The 22,446-nt window shown below is 27.4% G+C and carries 24 protein-coding genes, 1 tRNA gene and 1 other RNA gene; 7 read left to right on the top strand and 19 right to left on the bottom strand.

Annotated elements, in window-relative coordinates; translation table 11 throughout:
• Positions 1–12: 12 nt before the first annotated feature.
• Positions 13–1,518 (bottom strand): peptidylprolyl isomerase, encoded by a 1,506-nt coding sequence (locus HNP68_RS04075; RefSeq protein WP_183220729.1) that lies wholly within the window; start codon positions 1,516–1,518, stop codon positions 13–15.
• Positions 1,519–1,721: 203 nt separating this feature from the next.
• On the opposite strand from HNP68_RS04075, the gene HNP68_RS04070 reads away from it, so the two are divergent.
• Entirely contained in the window at positions 1,722–2,573 is an 852-nt protein-coding gene (locus HNP68_RS04070) for a protein-glutamate O-methyltransferase (protein WP_183220727.1), read from the top strand.
• 83 nt (positions 2,574–2,656) lie between these two features.
• Here the strand turns inward: HNP68_RS04070 and phoU are convergent, their stop codons facing one another.
• The 4 genes from phoU to HNP68_RS04050 are packed head-to-tail and all read right to left on the bottom strand — an operon-like array spanning position 2,657 to position 7,241.
• The gene (phoU, locus tag HNP68_RS04065; protein WP_183220724.1) at positions 2,657–3,328 is read right to left on the bottom strand and encodes a phosphate signaling complex protein PhoU; all 672 of its coding nucleotides are present in this window, start codon (positions 3,326–3,328) and stop codon (positions 2,657–2,659) included.
• Between the two features lie 10 nt (positions 3,329–3,338).
• Entirely contained in the window at positions 3,339–4,361 is a 1,023-nt protein-coding gene (locus HNP68_RS04060) for a hypothetical protein (protein WP_183220722.1), read from the bottom strand.
• Positions 4,358–4,759: a hypothetical protein gene (locus tag HNP68_RS04055; protein ID WP_183220720.1), complete on the bottom strand. Its 402-nt coding sequence runs from the start codon at positions 4,757–4,759 to the stop codon at positions 4,358–4,360. Before HNP68_RS04055 ends, HNP68_RS04060 begins: the two co-directional genes overlap by 4 nt.
• A 34-nt stretch (positions 4,760–4,793) precedes the next feature.
• Positions 4,794–7,241 (bottom strand): AAA family ATPase, encoded by a 2,448-nt coding sequence (locus tag HNP68_RS04050; protein ID WP_183220718.1) that lies wholly within the window; start codon positions 7,239–7,241, stop codon positions 4,794–4,796.
• Positions 7,242–7,328: 87 nt separating this feature from the next.
• On the opposite strand from HNP68_RS04050, the gene HNP68_RS04045 reads away from it, so the two are divergent.
• Positions 7,329–7,874 (top strand): ribonuclease HII, encoded by a 546-nt coding sequence (locus tag HNP68_RS04045; RefSeq protein WP_183220715.1) that lies wholly within the window; start codon positions 7,329–7,331, stop codon positions 7,872–7,874.
• Positions 7,875–7,895: 21 nt separating this feature from the next.
• Here HNP68_RS04045 and HNP68_RS04040 read toward each other — a convergent pair whose 3' ends face one another.
• On the bottom strand, positions 7,896–8,264 hold the full coding sequence (locus HNP68_RS04040; protein WP_183220713.1) for a DUF3276 family protein: 369 nt from the start codon (positions 8,262–8,264) through the stop codon (positions 7,896–7,898).
• Between the two features lie 163 nt (positions 8,265–8,427).
• Between HNP68_RS04040 and HNP68_RS04035 the strand changes: the two genes are divergently transcribed.
• Positions 8,428–8,499: transfer RNA gene (locus HNP68_RS04035), tRNA-Gly, on the top strand.
• Positions 8,500–8,574: 75 nt separating this feature from the next.
• Here HNP68_RS04035 and ssrA read toward each other — a convergent pair.
• Positions 8,575–8,936: a transfer-messenger RNA gene (gene ssrA / locus HNP68_RS04030) on the bottom strand.
• Between the two features lie 120 nt (positions 8,937–9,056).
• Between ssrA and HNP68_RS04025 the strand changes: the two genes are divergently transcribed.
• Both HNP68_RS04025 and HNP68_RS04020 read left to right on the top strand, forming a co-directional pair.
• Complete coding sequence (locus HNP68_RS04025; protein WP_183220711.1) at positions 9,057–9,731, top strand: queuosine precursor transporter; 675 nt, start codon at positions 9,057–9,059, stop codon at positions 9,729–9,731.
• Between the two features lie 69 nt (positions 9,732–9,800).
• A complete protein-coding gene (locus HNP68_RS04020; protein ID WP_183220709.1) occupies positions 9,801–10,502 on the top strand; it encodes a queuosine precursor transporter in 702 nt (233 codons plus the stop codon).
• Here the strand turns inward: HNP68_RS04020 and HNP68_RS04015 are convergent.
• The gene (locus HNP68_RS04015) at positions 10,499–11,155 is read right to left on the bottom strand and encodes a TrmH family RNA methyltransferase (protein ID WP_183220707.1); all 657 of its coding nucleotides are present in this window, start codon (positions 11,153–11,155) and stop codon (positions 10,499–10,501) included. The genes HNP68_RS04020 and HNP68_RS04015 overlap by 4 nt on opposite strands.
• Before the next feature lie 81 nt (positions 11,156–11,236).
• On the opposite strand from HNP68_RS04015, the gene ung reads away from it, so the two are divergent.
• Positions 11,237–11,908, top strand: a complete 672-nt coding sequence (gene ung, locus HNP68_RS04010; protein WP_183220705.1) for a uracil-DNA glycosylase — start codon at positions 11,237–11,239, stop codon at positions 11,906–11,908.
• A 104-nt stretch (positions 11,909–12,012) separates the two neighbouring features.
• On the opposite strand, the gene secG is transcribed toward ung, so the two are convergent.
• From secG to trxA, 8 genes are all read right to left on the bottom strand, one after another.
• On the bottom strand, positions 12,013–12,375 hold the full coding sequence (secG, locus tag HNP68_RS04005) for a preprotein translocase subunit SecG (RefSeq protein WP_183220703.1): 363 nt from the start codon (positions 12,373–12,375) through the stop codon (positions 12,013–12,015).
• A 16-nt stretch (positions 12,376–12,391) separates the two neighbouring features.
• Positions 12,392–13,153, bottom strand: coding sequence for a triose-phosphate isomerase (gene tpiA / locus HNP68_RS04000; RefSeq protein WP_183220701.1), 762 nt, complete (start codon positions 13,151–13,153; stop codon positions 12,392–12,394).
• Position 13,154: 1 nt separating this feature from the next.
• Positions 13,155–14,336, bottom strand: a complete 1,182-nt coding sequence (locus tag HNP68_RS03995) for a phosphoglycerate kinase (RefSeq protein WP_183220698.1) — start codon at positions 14,334–14,336, stop codon at positions 13,155–13,157.
• 25 nt (positions 14,337–14,361) lie between these two features.
• On the bottom strand, positions 14,362–15,369 hold the full coding sequence (gene gap / locus HNP68_RS03990; protein ID WP_183220696.1) for a type I glyceraldehyde-3-phosphate dehydrogenase: 1,008 nt from the start codon (positions 15,367–15,369) through the stop codon (positions 14,362–14,364).
• A 74-nt stretch (positions 15,370–15,443) separates the two neighbouring features.
• Complete coding sequence (locus HNP68_RS03985; protein WP_183220686.1) at positions 15,444–17,414, bottom strand: tetratricopeptide repeat protein; 1,971 nt, start codon at positions 17,412–17,414, stop codon at positions 15,444–15,446.
• Entirely contained in the window at positions 17,411–18,190 is a 780-nt protein-coding gene (locus HNP68_RS03980; protein WP_183220684.1) for a hemolysin family protein, read from the bottom strand. Before HNP68_RS03980 ends, HNP68_RS03985 begins: the two co-directional genes overlap by 4 nt.
• On the bottom strand, positions 18,191–18,649 hold the full coding sequence (gene ybeY, locus HNP68_RS03975; RefSeq protein ID WP_183220682.1) for an rRNA maturation RNase YbeY: 459 nt from the start codon (positions 18,647–18,649) through the stop codon (positions 18,191–18,193).
• A gap of 84 nt (positions 18,650–18,733) precedes the next feature.
• On the bottom strand, positions 18,734–19,087 hold the full coding sequence (gene trxA / locus HNP68_RS03970) for a thioredoxin (protein WP_183220680.1): 354 nt from the start codon (positions 19,085–19,087) through the stop codon (positions 18,734–18,736).
• A gap of 71 nt (positions 19,088–19,158) precedes the next feature.
• On the opposite strand from trxA, the gene HNP68_RS03965 reads away from it, so the two are divergent.
• A complete protein-coding gene (locus HNP68_RS03965; protein WP_183220679.1) occupies positions 19,159–19,875 on the top strand; it encodes a 16S rRNA (uracil(1498)-N(3))-methyltransferase in 717 nt (238 codons plus the stop codon).
• A gap of 64 nt (positions 19,876–19,939) precedes the next feature.
• Here the strand turns inward: HNP68_RS03965 and HNP68_RS03960 are convergent, their stop codons facing one another.
• From HNP68_RS03960 to def, 3 genes are all read right to left on the bottom strand, one after another.
• Positions 19,940–20,893, bottom strand: coding sequence for a PASTA domain-containing protein (locus HNP68_RS03960; protein WP_183220832.1), 954 nt, complete (start codon positions 20,891–20,893; stop codon positions 19,940–19,942).
• Positions 20,894–20,996: 103 nt separating this feature from the next.
• Positions 20,997–21,944, bottom strand: a complete 948-nt coding sequence (gene fmt / locus HNP68_RS03955) for a methionyl-tRNA formyltransferase (protein ID WP_183220677.1) — start codon at positions 21,942–21,944, stop codon at positions 20,997–20,999.
• Entirely contained in the window at positions 21,941–22,438 is a 498-nt protein-coding gene (gene def / locus HNP68_RS03950; protein WP_183220675.1) for a peptide deformylase, read from the bottom strand. Before def ends, fmt begins: the two co-directional genes overlap by 4 nt.
• Positions 22,439–22,446: the final 8 nt, after the last annotated feature.

Here is a 22,446-nt window from a genome sequence, read left to right as displayed (position 1 = left end):
AACATTCATTTCTTAATTTTGACTAAAGTTTTGTAAAGTAAAAAACGACTCATTAAAATTATTAACAAAATCTTTTTTATTCAATAAAAAATCTGTAATCAAACCACTATTTGCAATGTTAAAATTGTCAAAAAGTTTTTCATTCTCGATCTCTTCTTTGATTCTCTGATTAGGTCTTTTTCTAGCTGAGTTAAGGAAAAATAAATAAACTTTTTTATTCGCTACAAAAGGCTTAGACCAAGAATTTTCTTTTAATCCAAAAACAATATCATAAAAAGATTTACTATTATTAAACTCAACCAAATCTTTTAAAGTATTGGGATATATGTTGACATTATAAGATAAATTAACAATTTCTTCTTTTAAACTAAACCGATATTTTTCAAGAGCTTGATTTAAACTGCCAAGTTTAACATCATTAAGAAAATCATTTAGCTTATTTTCCAAATAACTTTCAATAACACTTGGTTCATAAGTTTCAATGTAATCTTTAACAGAGTTAATATCTCGATCTGAATTTTTATCAAAATCATGAACATTGCCAAATGCCTTATATATTTGATATTCATTTTTATTTTTAATCTTAATAGGCTTACTAAATTCGCCCTCTCTTAAAGAAAAGAGGGAATTTAGATCTTCTTTCTTTTCAACATTAAGATCTAAATCAAAATAATACTTATCCAAAGAAACAACACCTTTGAAATTAGCTATATCATCCGAATAAAGCTTAGCAAGCTCTTCAAATGGAGTTTTGTTTACCAGCTTATCATAAGCATTGCGAGCATCATTCATATTTTTAAAACGGATGGACGCAAGCGATAAATGCTTGAATAAATTTAAATTTTTTTCAGCATAAAATATTGCCTCTTTATTAGAAAAATCTTGATAAGAAAGAGAAAGATATAAAATTTGCCTTTCTACAGTACTCATATTCTTAATCATATTAAAAAGAGAATCTGGAAATATTAAATTACTATTTAAAAAAATTTTCACATTAGAAAATAGCATGCTTTCTACCATATCATCATAAATTTTAACTTTTTGATAATCAGAAGCTTTATTATATCTTTTAGAACTAAAATTTCCACTAGAATCTAAATATTCAGGGGATCTGAGTAAATTTTTATTCAACATTTCCTTAGAAACATAAAAATTATATTTTTTTATTAAGTCAAAAAAAGCAACATCCTCAACATATTTCATAAATGCTAAATACCAAACATTGTAATCTATATTAATATTTTTAGCATTCCCTTGTAATTTAGAGTAAAGATTTGAATAATAATTAACATACTTGGCAAACTTACTATCTTTTTTATAATAAATAGGCTGCCCTTTATAGGAACCAAATTTTAAACTAGATGAATTAACATTATCAAACATACCTGGAAGTAAAGGTGCAATAATAAACCCAAAAACAATTAAAATAAGGGCAAAAATACCCCATACACCAACTTTTTTTTCTTTAGAATCAAGCACAACTAAATCATCTTTGATTTTTCCACTTCTTTTTCGCATAACACAACCTTTAATAAGTAAGCATACTAATAATTTAACTACTAAATTATCACAATTGGAAAATTATTGCAATTGAATTATTGCAATTGAAATATCCAACTTAAGCTATACGCTTAGTATTATAGAAGTAAAAAAAGAACATATTACATTTTTAGCATAAAAAAATCGCTCTAGCTCAAAAAGGAGAATGAAATCAAAAGCATATGAATATGAACCAAAACAAATTAAATCTCAATATAAATATAACTAAGGATGAACTTTTAAGACTAATAAAAATAGTTTACAACAATTTTGGAATTAATCTCAACGAAAAAAAAAAGATGCTTATTGAAAGTAGATTATCATCCCTTCTAAAAGTTAAAGGATTTAAAAATTTTACTGAATACATTAACTTTTTAGAAACAAGCAATGGAAACATTCAATTAATTGAACTAGTAGACAAAATATCAACAAATCATACTTATTTTTTTAGAGAATCTAAACATTTTGATTTTTTAAATAACAAAATATTACCTAAACTTGCTAACAAAATATTGAAATCAGAAAACTCAGAAATTAGAATATGGTCAGCCGGCTGCTCAAGTGGAGAAGAGCCATATACAATTGCAATGATACTAAAAGAATATATGGAAAATAATAAAGTAGATTTTAAAGTCAAAATCCTAGCAACAGACATTTCAATTAGTGTACTACAAGAAGCTCATGAGGGAATTTATCCTGAAGATCGTATAATAAATTTGCCAAAATATTTAAAAACTAAATATTTAAATCAAATTAAAGATGATAAATTTCAAGTTAAAGAAACTTTAAAAAAAATGGTTTACTTTAAAAAATTAAATTTAATGGATGAGAAATTTCCATTTAGCAAAAAATTTGACCTAATATTTTGTAGGAATGTCATGATCTATTTTGATGAAAAAACTAGAAACAACCTTACCAATAAATTTAACTCTTATCTTAAAAATGATTCTTATCTTTTAATAGGACATTCAGAAACAATCCGAGGAAACAAAAATCTTGAATACATAATGCCTGCTACTTATAAAAAGAATTAATGATCGCGATCATTAATTCTTTTTATAATAAATTTTTCATTATATAAAATTTATTTAGATTAAAAAGTCTAAAATACCACCTTTTAGGTTAAATTTACTTTTTCACCTATTCTAATAAAATAGAGCAATTCACCAATTGTTGCTACATGATCTCCCACTCTTTCCAAGAAGCTATTCAAAAATAATATATTCAAAAGATAATCCAAATTTTCAGGATTTTTTTTCATTGCCTCAATAACAATACTTTTTTGCTTTGAAAATAATTTATCTATTATATTGTCATACTTAACTATCTTTAATATTTTAGTAAAATCTCCATCAAAATATGCGTCAAAAATATCAGACAACATCTCTTTGGCTGTATCAGCCATTTCTCTTAAAGGTTTAAAATACAAATTAATAAAATCAAAATCACCCGAATCTGATTCAAGAAGGAGAACAACTTTTACAATCTTAGTAGCATGATCCGCAATCCTTTCAAGAGAACTTATTATTTTAATAATTGCTAAAATTTCTCTAAGTTCTGTAGCAACAGGATGCTCAGTCGCAATTATTCTTCCACATAAATCCTCAATATCATATTGATAATCATCTATTATTTTTTCATCCTCATTGATTATTTTTTTAGCCAAACTTTTGTCCTTAGATTCTAAGGCTATTAAAGAGTCATCTATAATTTTAAGCACACATTCTTTCATATCCCAAAGATAATCTTTTATTATTTCAAGTTGTTTAGTAAGCCTTCTTCGTATCATATTATATCTCCTAAAAAAACCGCTTTAAAAATAAATACCTTATCTTGGCTTTTTCATAATAATCGCTAAAAGGGTAATTATCAATAATCAATTTATAATAATACAAAGCCTTTAAAAAATTTTTATATTTACTCTCAGATTCATAAAGCTTTCCCAAAAAAAAACTATATTTATCCGAAAAGCTTAAATTAATATACTTAGGAAAGTAAAGAGAACTAAAATTTAAAGCAAACTCATACTCCCCCCTTATTACTAAAAATTCAAAGATATTAAGATAAATATTCTCAGAAAAATCAATATTCTTTTCAACTAAATACCTGGCACCCTCCAAGACCTCTTCTTTAATATTTAATTCTATACCAAGCTTAATTAGATCAAAAACAATGCTTTGAAAGCATCTGCCCTTCAATTTCAAATAATTTTCATAAGATTTCAAATAATCTCTATTTTTATAATAAATTTCCGCCTTCAGTAAAATATATTTATCATCATTAAAATTATACTTATTAAGCAAATCTATTGCTCCATTGTAATCATTTATGTAAGATAAATTTAAAGCCCGGGAAATCACCTCTAAAGAGGTTACATTAATATTATCTCTTCTGTTATTATCACTTTTAATGTCCTTACCTTCATCAGAATCAACACCATCTGGAATTTTAACTTCAAACTTTTTTGTAATTTTTAAGATAATTATCTTATTAAATTCACTAGAATCTTTAACATTTTGGTAGTTGAAAATCAACTTAATTTTGCCTTCTTTTTTAAAAGTTTGAAAAGCGAAAACAGCTCCTTTCTCATAATATTCTCCAATTAACTTAACAAAAGATTCATTTTCATTGCTTTTGATATAAATCCAAGACTCATCTTTAAAAGAAAGATTAAACTTTGAATTAGTATTTACATTAATATCTACTTCCTTACTACTAAAATCAAGCTCATATGAATCATTTTGACTTATAAAAGCTGGCTCAGGAAAAACTTCAAAAACAGCAAATAGCAAACTTATATAAATCAAATATTTTTTAATCATTTGGAAATTTCTAAAATTTTATCTATTAATTTTTCATTCTCCTTCTCAATATCAACGTTAAATAAATTTTCCTTTTTAATCCAAAGATCCTTGAAAAAATTCTCATCAAGGAATTTATTTTTAATCAACCTGTCAACAACTAAATTTTTATTTAAATCTTCATTTAAAAAATAGGGTCTCGGAATAAAAAAATCATCCATATTTAAACATTCATTTAAATCAAAATAAAAATCTTCCATATTAACTAATTTAACCTTAGCATCTAAATTGTCTTCAACAGACTTATGAGATTTCTCTAACATTTTCGTTGAATAAAAATAAGTGATACCTGAAACAATAAAAATTAAAAATATTAAAATTAAAAAATATTTTCTAAAACTTAACTTTCCACCTTGCATGTTAATTTCCTTAAATCTAGTTCAATTATATTAATTATATATTAAACACCTTACTTTCACCATTATCAAGCGTAATGCCTATCAAATTTTCACTACCCTCAGAAACATATACATTGTGGGTTATTACTAAAAGTTGAATTTTTTTCCCCAATTCTTTTAAAAGTAAAGAAAGTTTTTTGCTATTTTCAAAATCAAGAGCTGCATCTATTTCATCAAGCATGCAAAAACAAGCAGGAGAATAATAATACAGTGCAAATAAAAAAGCCATGCTAACCAAAGTATTTTCACCCCCAGAAAGCATATTATTATTTTTGACAAATTTGTTTGAAAAATTTATTCTAATCTCAACATTATCGGTATTTTCATTATAAAAAAGAATAGCGGTTCCTTTGAAAATTTTTTTAAAAAAGTAAGAAAAATTTTTATTAATCTCATCAAATGATTCTCTAAATTTTTTATAAATCTCATTTTTTATTTTTTTTTGAAGTTTTTGTAACGAATATTTTGAAAGCTTTAAATCTTCAACTTGTAAACTTACTTTTTCAAAACGATCCTTAGTTTCATCAAATTCTTTATCAATATTGAAAAATACATAATCACCCAGATTGATTGCACCGATTTCTTTGTATAAAAGCTCTCTGGTTGCAAGATCCTCTTCCAATTCAAATTTACCAGACATTGAATTAGAAATATTAAAACTCTCTATTTCACTCTTAATGCCTACATTAGAGTTCAAAAGAAATTCATACTCTGTTTGTTTTTTTATATATTCATAATAATTAGTTTTTTTAAAATCATTTAAAAAAACTAAAGAGCTCAAATCTTTCTCCTTAAAAGGTTCATTGCTGGACTTTGAAGCGCCAATAAGATTGCTTAATTTAAGTTGAATTTCACTCCTTTCTAAATTTAAATTTTCAAGCTTTAAATACAAATCTTTAAGCTCTTCATTAAGACTATTCTTCGATTCAAATAAAAATTCTAAATTACCATCTATAAGTTTAATTTCGTCCAAATTTTTAAACTTAGAAAGCTCTATATACTCAAGCTCTCCTAATACATCATTCAATTGAAAGGTCTTTTCTTCGATTAATTTCTCGATATTTGTTATATCTTTGGCAAAATTTGTTTTTAAAGCATTTTTTTCAAGCAAAAACTTTTTTAAATTAACATTTTGATCAAAAATAGGTCCAATTTTATCCTTCAATAAAGCCAAAAGATTCTCATCTTTGCTTATATATTTAATTAAATTTACCCTAATCTCTTTAATATATTTAATACTTAACGACTCTTCAAAAAGCTTAAGAGAGTTTAATATATTCTCTTTTAATAAAACAAGCTCTTCTGATCTAGCACTCTTTAATACAGATAAAATTAAATCAACAAGTTCAAAAAAACTTTTAGTATATCTATTAATTTCGTCACTTAAAGAAAAAAATTCATTTTTCTTTTCTTTAAGCAAACTATTTAATTGAAATAAATCATTATTTATAGAATTTTTCTTCTCTTCAGACTTAGACTTACTCCTGACAAACTTGTCTTTCAAACTTACCTTTGCTGTCTTTTCCTGCTCTAATTTTTGAATCTTAACCTCTAATCCAAGAATTTTAGACTTAATAAGATCAAGATCCTTTTCTAAGGATTGAATATTATCAACAATATTTTTTTCTCTAAATGAATAAAATTCTAACTTTTCCTTAAAACTAGAAGATAGAAATTTACTCAAACCATCCAAATTTAATTTGCTTTTTAAGACATTGAGATCAAAATTAATATTGAAAAGCTTTTTTAATGTTATTGTTTTTTCCAAATCTTTTAATTTTTCACTTAAATCTTGATGTTTCTTTCTCAAAAAGTAAACATTCTTTATGTTATCGTACTTTTGTCTTAAATTTTCTTGTAGAGACAACAAAGATGATAAATTTTGATTAGATTGTTTAAAATTTTTCAGAGCCTCTTCTTCTTCAATTTTTAAAATATCTATTCCACTTGCTTGTTCAATTAAGAATTTGAGATTTACATTTCTTTCCAAAGAAATATCTTCAACCCTGCCTTGAGTTATAAACATATAAGGCGATTTTTTAAACTGAAGCCTATTCAAAAGTTTATTATAATCTTGTAGACCTAAAATTTTATTATTAAAATAATACTCGCTTGAACCATCCTTATAAAGACGCCTGCGAATATAAAAATTTTCTCCAAATTCCTCTAAAGTTGATTTTTCACCATTAACATTACTAAAAAAAAGAGTTATTTCTGCAAAATTTGATTTTCCTAATTTTGAAACAGAAATTAAATCAGAAATATTTTTAACCCTTAAAAATTTTAAATTATCTTCTCCCATACAAAAACGGACAGCATCAATAAGATTGCTCTTCCCACACCCATTAGGACCTACAATAAAACTTAAATTTTCACCTATTTCAAACTCTTGTCTATTTACAAAAGATTTAAACCCCAAGAGTGCTATTTTTTTAAAAACCAAACTAACTCCCAATTAAAAATCAATTAATGATAAATCTACAATTTCATATTATAATAAATAAAAATATTTTTATAAAAAAGATAAATTATGATTTGCGGAATAGATGAAGTTGGAAGAGGTTGTATTTTTGGACCTATCCTAAGTGCAGCTGTAGTTTTCAAAAAAAAACCTAGTTTTGTAAAAGAATTAGATGATTCTAAAAAGCTAAAAAAAGAAAAAAGAGAATACCTATCTTCATTAATACTTGAAAATTCATATTATGCATTCGCTGAGATTTCAAATATAACAATAGAAAAAATAAACATTCACAACGCATCTCTTCTTGCCATGCAAACTGCATACGAAAACCTAAAATTAAATTGCGAATTAGTGTTTGTAGATGGTAAATTTGTCCCAAAAATAACAGCAAAAACTGTTAAAGCAATAATCAAAGGGGATTCAATAATAGACGAAATAAAAGCTGCTTCAATTATTGCTAAAGTCAAAAGAGATAAACTTATGGATGAATACGACAAAATTTATCCATTATATTTACTAAAAAAAAATAAAGGATACCCCACAAAAGAACATAAAAATGCAATAAAGAAATATGGGGTTTTAAGTCTTCATAGAAAAAATTTTAAACTAATTTAACAAAATAAAGAATTAGAAAAATTAATAATCCTTCTTTTTAAATCGTCCACCTGATAAATGGGATTTATTTTGAAATCTAGAATTATCTAATTTAGATCTCTCTGCATATTCCTCATACCCTTTACTATGCCTTGCAGAAGAACCCATAGATCCTGTAGACAACTTTTGTTTAATAACCGATATTGCTTTAAGCAAATTGGATTCAAATTCACCTATATTTTCTTCATATACAAAGATAGAATGTCTTTCAAAATCCCCACTTGGACTTCTTTTGCTCTCTACAATATTTAAAAAATAATCCCCTTTTCTATTTTCCTTAACATTAAAAAAATAAGTTCTCTCAGACTCTGTAAACAGCTTCTCAGAGTATACTTCCCCTCTCTCTCCCATCAATTTCCTCCACACAAGTTTTTGTACTTGAATACATTTAAGTTAAATTAATTGTACTTATTTAAAAAAAAAATTACTAGCCAAAATTACTAGCCAAAAATAACATTACAATAAATATTGTTGACATAAATTGATTTTTTTTATATAAGTAAAGTATTGCCTTGCGTCCTTCGTATAATGGCTATTACCTTAGCCTTCCAAGCTAATGATGTCGGTTCGATTCCGATAGGACGCTTTAAATAATTACACAATTTTTAAACTTAACAATGCTTTTTAAAAATTATGTTTTTAAACAAAAAACGAATGAAATAAATGGAGATGGCGGGAATTGAACCCGCGTCCTAAAAACAATACTATAAGCTTCTACAAGCTTATCTAGCATTTTATTAAGCAATATGGTTTGGAAATACTAGCAAACCGCCAAATTGCTTACAAGTATAAAAGTCCCTAAAAACCAACTTGAAAACATTTTTAAGCAAGCTTCGATGTCTAAAAGGGTATAAGTGAATCTCAAAGCCAAATTCAACAGAACCCTCTGCTAACTTAAGCAGCCATTACAAGGTTTGAGCTTGTAAAGTTATTATTTTTTGCATTTATTTTAGAAGTTTTAAGAGATTCCCTCTGCTTGCAACTTATAATATTAGCATTTTCAGTCAAATCCAAAACATCCCCTAATTAGATTTATCTTACCATAGTTTCGAGCAAACAACAATAATACCTTATTTGCAAAAACTTAACTAAAATTTTATAATAGTAAATCCAATATTATCAATATTAATAAAAGAGAATTTTATGTTTAATGAAATTTTATGGTTTGCCATGCTAATTACCACCTATTCATTTTTGATTATTATCTTCCTTTTTTTTAAAAAAGATGGATTATTTGCATGGGTTGCAGTAGCAATCATTATATCAAACATTCAAGTTTTAAAACAAATTACAATATTCGGAATTAATGCTACATTAGGTAATATAATTTATGCATCATCATATATTGCAACAGATATTCTATCAGAATTTTACGGGAAAAAAATTTCAAAAAAAGCCGTTTATATTGGGTTTATTAGCTTCATTGTCTTTACAGTATTAACAAATACCCAAATTCACTTTATGTCAAATAGAACTCAAGAAAATTTTAAAAGTTTAGAAAACATTTTCTCTTCAATACCAGCCTTACTATTAGCCTCTCTTGTTGCGTACTTAGCATCCCAATTAAACGATGTATACCTATATCAATTTATTAAAAAAAAATTTCCTAGGTTTTTATTTTTCAGAACCAATGGATCAACATTAATAAGTAGCTTACTAGATACAATAATTTTTGTAAGCATAGCAACCTATTTTAAAGTATTTCCAAAGCAAGCTTTCCTAGATATAATAATTTCCACATATCTAATTAAAGGTCTAGCTAGCATTTTAGGAACACCTTTTATATATTTTGCGAAATATATAAAACTTCAAAAATAAAAAGTTAATTTGCATAAATAAAAAACTTTAACTTTATCTTAGATAATTAATCTGGTACAATTAAATGCTATGAATAAAGATTTGTTTGATTTAAGCTTGTGGACAGGAATGCTTATCTTTACATATACAACATTGGGGATTCTTTACCGATTTTTCGGGAAATCCGGTCTTTTTTGTTTCAATGCAATCATTTCAACAATATCAAATGTTATAATACTAAGAAATTTAAAAGTATTTGAAATGTCTTTAAATTTATCGGGTATTACTTTTTTATCGGCATTATTTTCTTTAAACTTAATGGTAGAAAAATACAACAAAAAAGAAGCAACAAATTCCGTAATACTGAGTCTTTTGTTAAACATAACTTTTACAATTATGATTAATTTTATGATAGTGTTTAATCATAATATATTAGACACCTCAGACATTCATTTTAAAATATTGTTCAACAACTTTACATACATTTTAACAATATTAATTGGAACGTATGTGTTTTTTTTATCCCAGTATATAAACATCTTGATATATAATTATTTTAAACAAATAAAAATAAAATCTTTATGGATCATTCATCCTTTATCAAGGCTAATTTCTGGATACATTGCTAATTTAATGGTTTCAATATTTACAAATACAATATTTAAATACTACCCCGAAACAAAACATATTGAACTTACAAAAGGTTCTCTAATTTTTACATTAACAATAATTATAATTGATACCATTTTTTATCTATTTTTAAATTCTTGGAAAAGAGTAAAAGAAATCTAAGAATTAATAAGATTTTCAATAAATTGATAATTTTTAATAACTTGTCTATAGTATTTTAATCTCAAATTCGATTTCTCAATTTCATTTAACAAGTAATCAATACCACTTTTTCTTAAGCGGCTCAATAAAGAATACATAACTATCCCAACAGCTACAGAAATATTATAGCTTTGAGTAAATCCATACATAGGTATTTTTACATATAAATCGGCAGCCTCTAAGACTTCTGCACTAAGCCCTGTCAACTCTGTCCCAAAAAATATCGCCATTTTATTGTTAATCGGGAAATTTTCAAGATTCATTGATTGTTCATTCAAAGATGTGGCCACTATACTATATCCATCAGATCTTAAACTATCAATTGCAAGCTTAGTATCTTTATACTTATTTAAATTTATCCATTGCGAAGATCCTAAAGTAATCTCTGGATTTAAAGTGTAATTATTTTTTTTATCAATAACATGAATATCGCTAAGCCCTAAAATTTCACCTGTTCTAATAGTAGCACTTGCATTTTGAGAATGAAAAATATCTTCAAGCACAAATGTTAAATAATTAGTGCGACGATTTAATACTTCCTCAATTTTAACTTTTTTTTCATCCCTAATAAACTCAGATAAAACACTTATTCTTTTTAATACATCATCATTCATAATAAAAATTAAACTTTAAAAATAATTAAATATTCCTTCAATAAATTTTAAATTACAAACTATTTTTTATATAATACAAAAATGGAAGTAAAAATTGAAGAATCTTGGAAAGAAGTTTTAAAAAATGAATTTAGCAAAGAATACTTTAAAAAACTTGTGGAGTTTATAAAACATGAATATAAAACAAAAAAAGGGAAAATATTTCCTCCCCCAAAACTTATATTCAATGCTTTCGATTCCTTACCATTTAAAGACATAAAAGTGGTAATAATTGGACAAGATCCATATCATGGTAAAAACCAAGCAAATGGACTTGCTTTTTCTGTAGACTCAAAAATCAAAATACCACCGTCTTTGCAAAATATATTCAAAGAAATCGAAAAAAGTTTAAACATAAAAACTATCCCAAACGGAGATTTAAAAAGATGGGCAACTCAAGGTGTATTTTTAATAAATACAATCTTAACAGTTGAAGAGGGCAAACCTTCTTCCCACAAAGCCATTGGATGGGAAATTTTCACAGACGAAGTAATAAAAATAATCTCTAAAAATTTGAAAAACATTGTATTCATGCTTTGGGGCAATTTCGCAAAAAGTAAAAAAAAGCTAATTGATCCGTCAAATCATCTAATTCTTGAAACAAGTCACCCATCTCCATATTCAGCAAACAATGGATTTTTAGGATCAAACCATTTTAGTACTGCTTTACAGTATTTAGACAAACACAATAAAAGTAAAATAAACTTCCAATAAAATTGATAAATTTAATAATAGTTATAATTTAAAATTATTCTACCTAAAAGAAAAATTCTTTACGCAAATACTTGAATAGGTAGAACAACAACAAGCAATTTAAACTACTTTTTTTTCAAATTTTTTTCTTCAATTTTATTACTATTAGTATCTGATTCATCATTTTCATTATTCCAGAAAGTTGAACTATCCTTATTTTCCGCCTTTATGTCATTTAGAAAGCTATTATCCGCTCTCCTAGTATTCATAAAAGATAACAAAATTACAAAAATAAAAAATAATGCTATAAAAAACCCGGTGATTTTTACAGCAACACTTGAAGACTTTGCCCCAAAAATAGAAGAACTACCTCCTCCAAAAACACCGCCTATTCCATCACCCTGCTCATCTTGAATTAAAACTAAAAGGATAATAAAAATTGAAACAATTAAAAAAAACATAAAAATACAAAATCTAACTAAATCCAAAACAAATCTCCTTTAACTAACAAACATTATTAATTATAGATAAAAAAGATTCGGCCTTCAAAGATGCCCCACCTATTAGCGCGCCATCAATATTGGGTTCATTCATAAGCTCTTTCACATTACTTAAATTAACAGAGCCTCCATACTGAATTATAATATTATCTGAAGCTGACTTTGAATAAAGCTTCATAATCTCATGCCTAATTGCTTTATGAACCTCTTCTGCTTCTTCTTTGGTTGCAGTTTTACCCGTTCCGATTGCCCAAACAGGTTCATAAGCTAGAATTATTCTTTTAACATCCGATTCAGGAACATTATTCAATCCCTTTTTAACCTGATTTAATACAACATCTAAGGTTTTTCCAGAATCTCTCTCATCAAGAGTTTCTCCAACACAAAGAATTAAATATTTAAAAGAATGCTTAAGCCCCATAAGAACCTTTTTATTTATTATTTCATCTGTTTCTGCCAAATACAATCTGCATTCAGAGTGACCAAGTATAACATATTCTACCCCAAATTCTAAAAGCATTAAAGGTGAAATTTCGCTTGTCCTTGCTCCACTTTCCATATAAGACATGTTTTGAGCACCAAGAAGAATATTACTATCCTTAATACACTCTGAAACCTTAGACAAAGCCGTAAATGGGGGTGTTATCATTATTACACAATCATCCTTTAAAGATTTAACTTCGGTTGCAATTTTTTTTGCAACAATAGAAGCTTCTGTACTTGTATAATGCATTTTCCAATTTCCCGCTAAAAACATTTTTCTCACTTTACTTCTCCAAAACCTTAATACCTGGCAAAATCTTACCTTCAAGATATTCAAGTGATGCACCCCCACCTGTTGAAACATGAGTAATCTTATCAGATAAATTAAATTTATTAACAGCTGCAACAGAATCCCCACCGCCAACAACAGTTACACCCGAGCAGGATGCTACCATTTCAGCAACCTTAGCAGTTCCTTTTGAAAATAAATCAAATTCAAATACACCAAGAGGACCATTCCAAATTATAGTCTTGGCGATTTTTACAACATTTTCAATTTCTTTTAAAGTATGGCCTCCAACATCCATACCAATCTTGTTTTCAGGAATATTAAAGGAATCAATATACTCAGGAGTAGAATTTTTATCAAAATCACTAGCTACAATGTGATCAAGTGGTAAAATTACCTTAACATCCAATTCTTTTGCTTTCTTTAAAAAAGAAGAAGCTACAGCAATATATTCTCTCTCTAAAAGAGATTTGCCTATAGAATATCCTTTAGAATGCAAAAAAGTATAAGCCATTCCACCACCAATCACAACTACATCTGATTTTGACAACAGTGATTCCAGTACCGCAATCTTTGAAGAAACCTTAGACCCACCAATAATTGAAACAAACGGCCTTTCAGGATTTTTTAATACTCCCCCAAGAAATTTATCTTCTTTTTCCATTAAAAATCCGCCAACAGATGGCAAATAATCAGAAACTCCTACCGTTGAAGCATGAGCCCTATGAGCCGCACCAAAAGCATCATTTACAAAAACATCTCCATTTTCAGAAAGTTTTTTTGCAAAATTTTTATCGTTTTCCTCTTCTTCTGCATAAAACCTTACATTTTCAAGCAATACAACCTCGCCATCTTTCATTTGCAAAGTATTATTTACAATTTCTTTTCCAATGCAATCAGAAAACATCTTGACATCTTGGTCCAAAAGCTCTGACAATCTATTAGCAACAGGCTTAAGGGAATATTTAAGATTTTTCTTGCCTTCAGGTCTACCCAAATGACTTATAAGTACAATTTTAGCACCTCTTTCTTTTAGATACTCTATTGTGGATAATGCAGACTTAATTCTAGTATCATCACTAATGTTCCCCTCTTTCAGGGGAACATTAAAATCACATCTTACTAAAGCTCGCTTACCCGCAAAGCTATTAAAGTCTTTTACTGTTTTTATTGACATTTTATTACCTTGAAAACATTTTTACTTATTTTACCAATTTTTGAGCAAGATCAACTACTCTTGTAGAATATCCAAACTCATTATCATACCATGACAACACCTTAGCAAATCCATTCCCAAGAACCATTGTTTCTAAACCATCAACAATAGAAGAATGAGAATTCCCCTTTATGTCTGAGGATACAATTGGATCTTCCGTATACCCCAAAATACCTTTAAGCTCAGATGTTTCTGATGCCTTTTTAAGAACAGAATTAATCTCTTCTTTTGTAACATCTTTTTTCTTGAGTTGAACTGTAAGATCAACAATTGAACCTGTTGGTACAGGCACTCTCATTGAAGTCCCATTTAACTTTCCCTTAAGTTCAGGCAAAACAAGCCCAACTGCTTTTGCAGCACCAGTTGAAGTTGGAATAATAGAAAGTGCAGCAGCCCTTGCTCGTCTAAGATCAGAATGAGGAAGATCCAAAATTCTTTGATCATTAGTATAAGCATGAACAGTTGTCATAAGTCCTTGTTCAATTCCAAATGATTCATGAAGCACTTTTGCAAGAGGAGCTAAGCAATTAGTTGTGCATGAAGCATTTGACACAGCTTTTAAATCAGAATTAATATCGTGATCATTTACACCAAGAACTATTGTTTTAATCTCGTCCTTAGCAGGAACTGTTAAAATAACTTTCTTAGCCCCAGCATGACTTACATGATCAAGATACCCTCCTTTATCACTAGTTGCTGATGAAAAAACACCTGTTGATTCAATTACAACATCAATTCCAAGCTTTCCCCAAGGAAGATTTTTTGGATCTCTCTCAGCAATAATTTTGATTTCTCTTCCATCCACAACAATAGCGCCATCTCTTGATTCAATTTTTTTATTATATACTCCAAAGGTCGAATCATATTTTAAAAGATGTGCAAGGGTTTTAGGATCTGTTAAATCATTTATTGCCATAACATCAATTCCTCTTTCAAAAGCAATCTTAAAAACATTCCTGCCAATACGACCAAAACCATTAATAGCCAATTTCATACAAAATCCTCCGATTTTTTTTGATTTTATTCTTACTAGAATTATTAAATCATAAACTAATAACAAGTGTCAAACTATCTTTTTACAAGCACAGTAGCTCCTTCTTGAATACAATCCTTTAAAAAAGTAGAAGATTTTATAGTACCTCTAGCAATATAATCGCTTATATCCTCAATTAAAATCTCTCCCAAAATATCTGATCTTTTGTAAACAATAAAACTAGAACCTTTAGCATCGCTGTTTAAAGCACCCTCTTTAAGAATCAAAAAAACATCACCCTTTACAACACCGTTTACTTGTCCAAGATTAATAAGAACATCATCATTTTTAATTTGAAGTATTTTTCCTTTTTTAGGCAAATACTCATGAAAATCCTTAGAAAGAGAATTTAAAGCATTGCTTAAATAATTAACACCTCCCACATTATAGGAAAAAGAACCAACCTTAATTCCCGTTTTTCCTGAAAAAATATTAACTACCAAAGAAACTGTGTTTTTCAAAACATCTGCCTTAAAATCAAAAATTAAAAATAAATCTAAATTATTATTTCTTGAATAAGAAAATCCTTCAGAAAAATTATTAATTAGATAGTCTTTATTTTTATTATAATCAAAATTATAATTAACTATTTCTATATTTAAATTACGCTCAAGCACCCTTTCAGCACATCTTAATATCAAATCGTTTGCTCCGAAAAACTTATTCTCGCTTTGAGTAAAAATAGCTATTTTATAAACCACCCTGTCATCGTAAAGTTTATTAAAATCAGCAATACTTTTATATCCGTATTTATAAAATAAAGACTTTCTAACATCAAAAGATACAACATCATAAAAATCCAAAATTCTAGAATCAGCAGAATTTCTTTGTTTTACTAAATAAAAAAGCTGCTCATAAGCCATAATATCTAAATTTAAAAGTTTGTATATTTTTGAAAGCAAAAATCTAGCACTATCATTATCAGGCCAAATATCAACAGCATTTTTTGCATTAAACAATGCTTTGTTTAAATTTAAAGATTTGAAAGCCTTAAAGCCCTCATTTTCATAGTGTTTGGAAATTTTAACATTGGAATTATTTTTTGAAAAATTTCTAAAATTAGATACAAAAAAACTCTCTTCAAGAGCAATATTATAAAATTCTAAATCTTTTTTTAAATTTTTAGCTCGCTCTAAATTTAAAATAGCCTTTTCAACATTCCCAAATTTTAAGTAAGAATACCCCAACAAATAATAAAGCTCATCAGAATCTTTATTGACCAAAATAGCCTTCTGTAATGTTTCTATTGCATCCTCATATTTAAATTCATGCAAATAAACAAGTGCAAGCAATCTATAGGCATCAACAACCCCAAAATCTTTGTAAGAACTTTCAATTAACGCCAAATAATTTAAAGAATATTTCTCAGCAAGACCCAAATTATTAATACTAATATAAAATTCAGCTACTCTTTTATGAAAATCTGGAAAAGATAAAAAATTTACCCTGACTTTATTTATCAAATGTCTAATTTTGTCATGCATTCCTAATCTTTGATAAATATCAATAAGATGTTCAAACGCACTATAATTATTTTGGTTATAATCAAGAATAGATAAATAATAATTGGCAGCAGCTATGAATAATCCATTTTTTTCAAAAATTGAAGCAAGTCCAACCAAAGCATCAATATTATTCCTCTGTTTAACTAATACCTCAGAATAGATTTTTTTTGCTTGATCAATTTTATTATTTTTTAATAATATATTTGCATAAAGAATTTTATACTCAGTGTCTTCATTAGACATTTTATAAGCTTTCTCTATGAAAAATTGCGCTTGAGTATATATCTTAAGAGAATAATAAATTGATGCAATAAATTTATAGGCTTCATAATAATTTGGATTAATTTTTATAGCTTCAACAAGTTCATCAATAGCATCATAATATCTTTTAGATAGATAATACTCACGAGCCTTTTGATAATGCCCCAATGCTGTAGTATCACTGCCCAATAAAACACTAAAATTAAAAAGGAATAACGCTAAAAATCGATTAAAATTCATAAACCTTCCTTCTCGGAAATCTTTATCACCTTAATATTTCTTTGATGCATATTTTTAATCGAAAAAATCAAATTGCCATATTCAACCTTTTCATTTTTCAAAGGAATCCTCCCAAAAAGATCATAAACAAAACCACCAAGAGTATCAAAGTCTCCATTTGGCAAATTTAAATTAAGCTTCTCATTTAAGTCCTCTATTAAAATTCTAGCATCACAAAGATAAGACCCATCATCAAGACAAACTATTTCATCAAGCTCATTGTCAAATTCATCCTGAATGTCACCTACTATCTCTTCAAGAATATCTTCAAGGGTTACAAGCCCTGAGACCCCACCATACTCATCAACTACAATTGCAATATGAACATGATTTTCTTGAAATTCTTTCAAAAGAGAGTCTGTTTTTTTGCTTTCGGGAACAAACATCACCTTTCGCATAATATCTTTTAAATCTATTTCATAGAAATCTTTTTTACACATATGCAATAGTATGTCTCTTGTGTGAATTATTCCAACAATATTGTCAATAGTACCGTGATACACAGGAAATCTTGAATGAGTGCTGGATGTTACAACCTTTAAAAGATCGTCCTTGCTCTTAGCATAATCAACAAATATAACCCCTATCCTAGGAATCATAATCTCTTTTACAATAGTCTCTTTAAGAGAATTGAAATTTTTTATCAAAGAAGTTTCAATATTCGACTTATCTTCAAGATCATTTTTTGGGCTTCCTTTTTCCTTCTTTTTGTTTTTAAAATTAAAAAATCCCAACATCTAAAATACCCTTTTATTTTTTCTTAAGATATTTTCTTGAAGAATCAACATACCTTCCTTTTTAAAATCATTAGTTTCATGTTTATATCCCATTAAATGTAAAATTCCATGAATAGTGACACGTTGAAGTTCTTCATAAATTTCAACATTAAACTCTTGAGCACTGAACTTTAAATATTCAAAAGATATTATAAGATCTCCTTGTATTTTATAATTTATACCATTAACCAAATCTTCTTTAAGTTCATTATAATTAAAAGAAAGAACATCGGTTGGCTCATTCTTATTTCTAAATTTATTGTTCAATTTTTGTATATAAACATTATCACAAAGAACAACTGAAAGTTCAAAATCGCTAACAGAAAGAGTATTTAAAACAGATAAAATAAAATCATAAAAAACACTAAGATGTTCAAATTTAATATTTTCTACCAATAAATTCAAATCGGATTTGGACAAATTAACTATACCTTAAAATAATCCATATATAACTTACAAATATGCATTAATTACTAAAGCAATTAAATTATTTTATTTTGCAAACTAAAAACCAAAAAAATCCTTAATTATACTCTCAAAAGCATCTTCTTGCAAAAAGCCAACAGAAACCTTTGGCTTGCCATTAACAGGAATAAAAAGAATAGTTGGAAGGCTTTGCACTCCAAGCGCAGAAGCAATATTTTGCTCTTTGTCTGTATCTACTTTGTAAAAATCAATACTATTGTCGTATTTTTTAGAAAGTTTTTCAAAAATGGGAGAAAGCATTTTACATGGGCCACACCAATCAGCATAAAAATCAATTATTGCAGGCCTTCCGCCTTTAAAATTCCACTCTTTATTATTCTTATAATCAAAAACTTTATCAACAAAATCTTGTTTGGTTAAAGAAATAGCCATATATTTATGTGCCCCCTATCGACTTAAAATTATATCACAAATACAATATTAATAATAAGGGATTATAACAAATGAATCTAATGTTAATAACTTTTAATGAATTTAAAACAGGAATTCCACTAAATGACACTAGAGCAGAACATCTTGTTAAAATCTTAAAATTAAAAGAGAGTGAAAAATTTAAATTTGGCATTCTTGGGGAAAAAAATATTTACCATTGCGTTTACAAAAAAGATACAAAACTATTTTTCAAGAAAATCTTTAAAATAGAAGAATCTAATACGCTCAAAAAATTAAATGTACTAATTGGAATGATAAGACCAATTGTTGCTAGAAGAATTATCAAAGAACTTGCTAGCATTGGAATATACGAAATAATTTTTTTTAACACTGAGCTTACTGAAAAATCATATTTAAATTCTAAAATCTTTAAAAGCAATGATTATGAAAAACATTTGATAGCGGGAGCAATGCAAGGGGGAATAACATATTTGCCAAAAATAAAAATTATGAAAAATTTAAAAGACAGCCTCCAATATATTAAACAAGAAAATTTTGAAATAAAAGTATTACTTGAAAAAAATAGCAAAAAAAAATTAATTGATATAGAGCAAATAAACAATGCAACCATTATTGTAGGACCTGAAAGGGGGTTTACAGAAAAAGAAAAAAATTTAATAACACAATATAATTTTTCCTCTTACAGCATATCCTCAAATATTTTAAGAACAGAAACAGCCATAATTGCTGCATCTATTATTACTGCATCAAAACTAATTAATATATGAAATATGTTATTTTATGTTAATTTTTTTTATTGTATTATTTTAAGTTAATCTTGTTCAAACACAATCAATTTATAACTGTTTGATTTATAAGCTTATCATAAATATAAAGTTCAATCATAGAACCTTTATAAACCTCATAAGGCAATTTAATAAGCCCCCCTTTTGACTTAAAGGAATAAATCAAAGAATTCTCGCCGTCCAAACCCTTTAACCTAACGGATATATCAACATAAGATGGATGTTGCTTTAATTTATAAGTCAAAATTCCAAAAACAATATTATTATCAACCTTAGGCTTTGCAATAGTAATTGAAATTTTATCTGATTCATTTATTTTAGTTCCAGCCGGAATAGACTGAAAAACAATATTTCCAAAATCATCAGTATTTGCCAAATCAATATCAAAGCTAATACCATCACCCAAAAGAGAAGCAATAGCATCTTTATAATAAATTCCAATATAATTTTTAACATGCTTGTCCAAACGATCTTTACCCTTACTAACTAAAAATTGAAGATCTGTTAAACTTGACACTTGACTGCCTGGCAATGGATTTTGACGAATTATTATACCTTTTGGCAATTCGCTCTCAACCTCAAGAGGTTCAACAATATGGTAAAGTAATTTAGAATTACCAAAAGAACTAGCCTTTATATTAATGATAACATCATCAATATTTTTACCAATAAAACTATCAACTTTATTTATTATAGCCCCTTTACTAATGAAAATTATAACCTTATTGCCATGCCTTAAAACAGTTCCTGGTTTTAGACTCTGTTCTATCACTTTTCCCTTGTCAAGAGCACTTGAAGAAAATTTAAATTCAATGTGTGGAATTAACTCTTTCCTCTGCAGCTCAATAATGGCGTCTTCAATGGGAAGAGAATAAAGATTTGGAACAACTGTAATCTCCTTATTTTCTAAAACCATAAAGAAAATTGCAAAAGAAATAATTAAAGATCCAAAAATAACTAAAAATAATGCCTTAATTGTAGCTTTAGGCAAAATTGGCATTTCGTTATTAAAATCTTTGTTACTCTGAATCAGATCTGATTTATTTTTAAATAATTCCTCTTTATTAAAAAATTTATTTTTCAAATTGTCATTATTATTTAAACTAATATATCCCCCCTATTGAAGAAAACACTTGCCCTATTAACTGCCTACTACCATTATAAAAAGACTTAAAATCCAAAACCTTTCTTCCAGGTCTTTGAATTTCCAAAAGCAAAAGAATTCCTTCTCCGGTATTAACAAATAATCCTCTTTCGGGATTAAAATCAACAATTTCTCCTACCTTTTTCTCTTTATACAAATCTATTTTTAAAAAATCAGCACGATGAAAAATAACATCACTATAATCAAGCTTAGCTCTCACAAGTGGCCAAGGATTGCATGCATTAATCCTATTTTTAATCTCAAATGCACTTAGATTAAAATCTATAAATCCCGTTTCTTTTTTAAAAAAAGAACAAAAAGTAGCTTCGCTAGATTTTTGAGGAATTCCCAAAAATCCCTTGCTAATTTTTTTTAAAGCTTCTAACACAAGGCTTGGGCTAAGATTTGATACAAGCTTTGAAATATCATAACTTGTATCATAAGATTTTATTTCAAAATTTTTTTGCACTAAAATGTTACCACTATCCATTTCCAAAGCCATACTCTGGATAGTAATGCCGCTAACAGAGTCACCATTTAAGATTGCAGATTGAATCGGGGAAACCCCTCTATATTTGGGCAAAAGAGAAGGGTGAATATTGATACACCCCTTTGGGAAGATATCCAAAAATTCTCTTTTAAAAATCTTGCCATAAGAAAAAACTAACATTAAATCTGGATTTAAAGCTCTAATTAAATTTAATATATTATCATCAAGAACCAAGGGATCAAAAACTTTAATATCCCTAACAATAGCCTCCATCTTTATTATATTTTGACTTAACTTTTGCCCCCTGCCTTTAGGTTTATCGGGCAAGGTTAAAACTCCGACCACTTCATAATGCTTTAAAATCTCTTTAAAAACTTCTAAAGCAATGGAAGAAGAGCTTACAAAAAATATTCTCATTTTGTCTTAAGACCCCTCTCTCTCATATAAGACTTTAACAATTTATTTCTTATCTTTTCTTCGTAGTAATCAATAAAAAGAACTCCATTCAAATGGTCCATTTCATGCTGAATAATTCTTGCCAAAAAATCAGAATTTTCTATAGTAAAAGATTTGCCATTCTCATTATAAAAATTTACCACAATAGTCTTAGGCCTCATTAAATCGTAATAAACTCCCGGAATACTTAAACATCCTTCTCTGTAAGAACTAAGCTCATAAGAAGTCTCTGTAATTAAAGGATTAATAAAAACCAAAGGCCTTGCCATTTTATTCTCTCTAACTACAAAAAGTGACAAATCAAGGCCTACCTGGGGAGCAGCAAGTCCAACTCCACCGCTAATATCCATCAATTCTATCATCTTTTTTGCATAATCTCTAATTTTATTATCAATATTATTAATTTGCTTTGTCTTAACACGAAGCAAATCATTAGGATAAAATACCATTTCCATAAAAATTC

The sequence above is a fragment of the Borreliella yangtzensis genome (assembly GCF_014201775.1).
Lineage (GTDB): Bacteria > Spirochaetota > Spirochaetia > Borreliales > Borreliaceae > Borreliella > Borreliella yangtzensis.
This window is presented reverse-complemented; position numbering and strand designations above follow the sequence as displayed.

Excerpts from the sequence above, each read along its gene's own strand:
- HNP68_RS04075 (WP_183220729.1), bottom strand. The coding sequence starts at position 1,518 with ATGCGAAAAAGAAGTGGAAAAATCAAAGATGATTTAGTTGTGCTTGAT.
- HNP68_RS04070 (WP_183220727.1), top strand. The coding sequence starts at position 1,722 with ATGAATATGAACCAAAACAAATTAAATCTCAATATAAATATAACTAAG.
- phoU (WP_183220724.1), bottom strand. The coding sequence starts at position 3,328 with ATGATACGAAGAAGGCTTACTAAACAACTTGAAATAATAAAAGATTAT.
- HNP68_RS04060 (WP_183220722.1), bottom strand. The coding sequence starts at position 4,361 with ATGATTAAAAAATATTTGATTTATATAAGTTTGCTATTTGCTGTTTTT.
- HNP68_RS04055 (WP_183220720.1), bottom strand. The coding sequence starts at position 4,759 with ATGCAAGGTGGAAAGTTAAGTTTTAGAAAATATTTTTTAATTTTAATA.
- HNP68_RS04045 (WP_183220715.1), top strand. The coding sequence starts at position 7,329 with ATGATTTGCGGAATAGATGAAGTTGGAAGAGGTTGTATTTTTGGACCT.
- HNP68_RS04040 (WP_183220713.1), bottom strand. The coding sequence starts at position 8,264 with ATGGGAGAGAGAGGGGAAGTATACTCTGAGAAGCTGTTTACAGAGTCT.
- HNP68_RS04025 (WP_183220711.1), top strand. The coding sequence starts at position 9,057 with ATGTTTAATGAAATTTTATGGTTTGCCATGCTAATTACCACCTATTCA.
- HNP68_RS04020 (WP_183220709.1), top strand. The coding sequence starts at position 9,801 with ATGAATAAAGATTTGTTTGATTTAAGCTTGTGGACAGGAATGCTTATC.
- HNP68_RS04015 (WP_183220707.1), bottom strand. The coding sequence starts at position 11,155 with ATGAATGATGATGTATTAAAAAGAATAAGTGTTTTATCTGAGTTTATT.
- ung (WP_183220705.1), top strand. The coding sequence starts at position 11,237 with ATGGAAGTAAAAATTGAAGAATCTTGGAAAGAAGTTTTAAAAAATGAA.
- HNP68_RS03995 (WP_183220698.1), bottom strand. The coding sequence starts at position 14,336 with ATGTCAATAAAAACAGTAAAAGACTTTAATAGCTTTGCGGGTAAGCGA.
- gap (WP_183220696.1), bottom strand. The coding sequence starts at position 15,369 with ATGAAATTGGCTATTAATGGTTTTGGTCGTATTGGCAGGAATGTTTTT.
- HNP68_RS03985 (WP_183220686.1), bottom strand. The coding sequence starts at position 17,414 with ATGAATTTTAATCGATTTTTAGCGTTATTCCTTTTTAATTTTAGTGTT.
- HNP68_RS03980 (WP_183220684.1), bottom strand. The coding sequence starts at position 18,190 with ATGTTGGGATTTTTTAATTTTAAAAACAAAAAGAAGGAAAAAGGAAGC.
- trxA (WP_183220680.1), bottom strand. The coding sequence starts at position 19,087 with ATGGCTATTTCTTTAACCAAACAAGATTTTGTTGATAAAGTTTTTGAT.
- HNP68_RS03965 (WP_183220679.1), top strand. The coding sequence starts at position 19,159 with ATGAATCTAATGTTAATAACTTTTAATGAATTTAAAACAGGAATTCCA.
- HNP68_RS03960 (WP_183220832.1), bottom strand. The coding sequence starts at position 20,893 with ATGCCAATTTTGCCTAAAGCTACAATTAAGGCATTATTTTTAGTTATT.
- fmt (WP_183220677.1), bottom strand. The coding sequence starts at position 21,944 with ATGAGAATATTTTTTGTAAGCTCTTCTTCCATTGCTTTAGAAGTTTTT.
- def (WP_183220675.1), bottom strand. The coding sequence starts at position 22,438 with ATGGAAATGGTATTTTATCCTAATGATTTGCTTCGTGTTAAGACAAAG.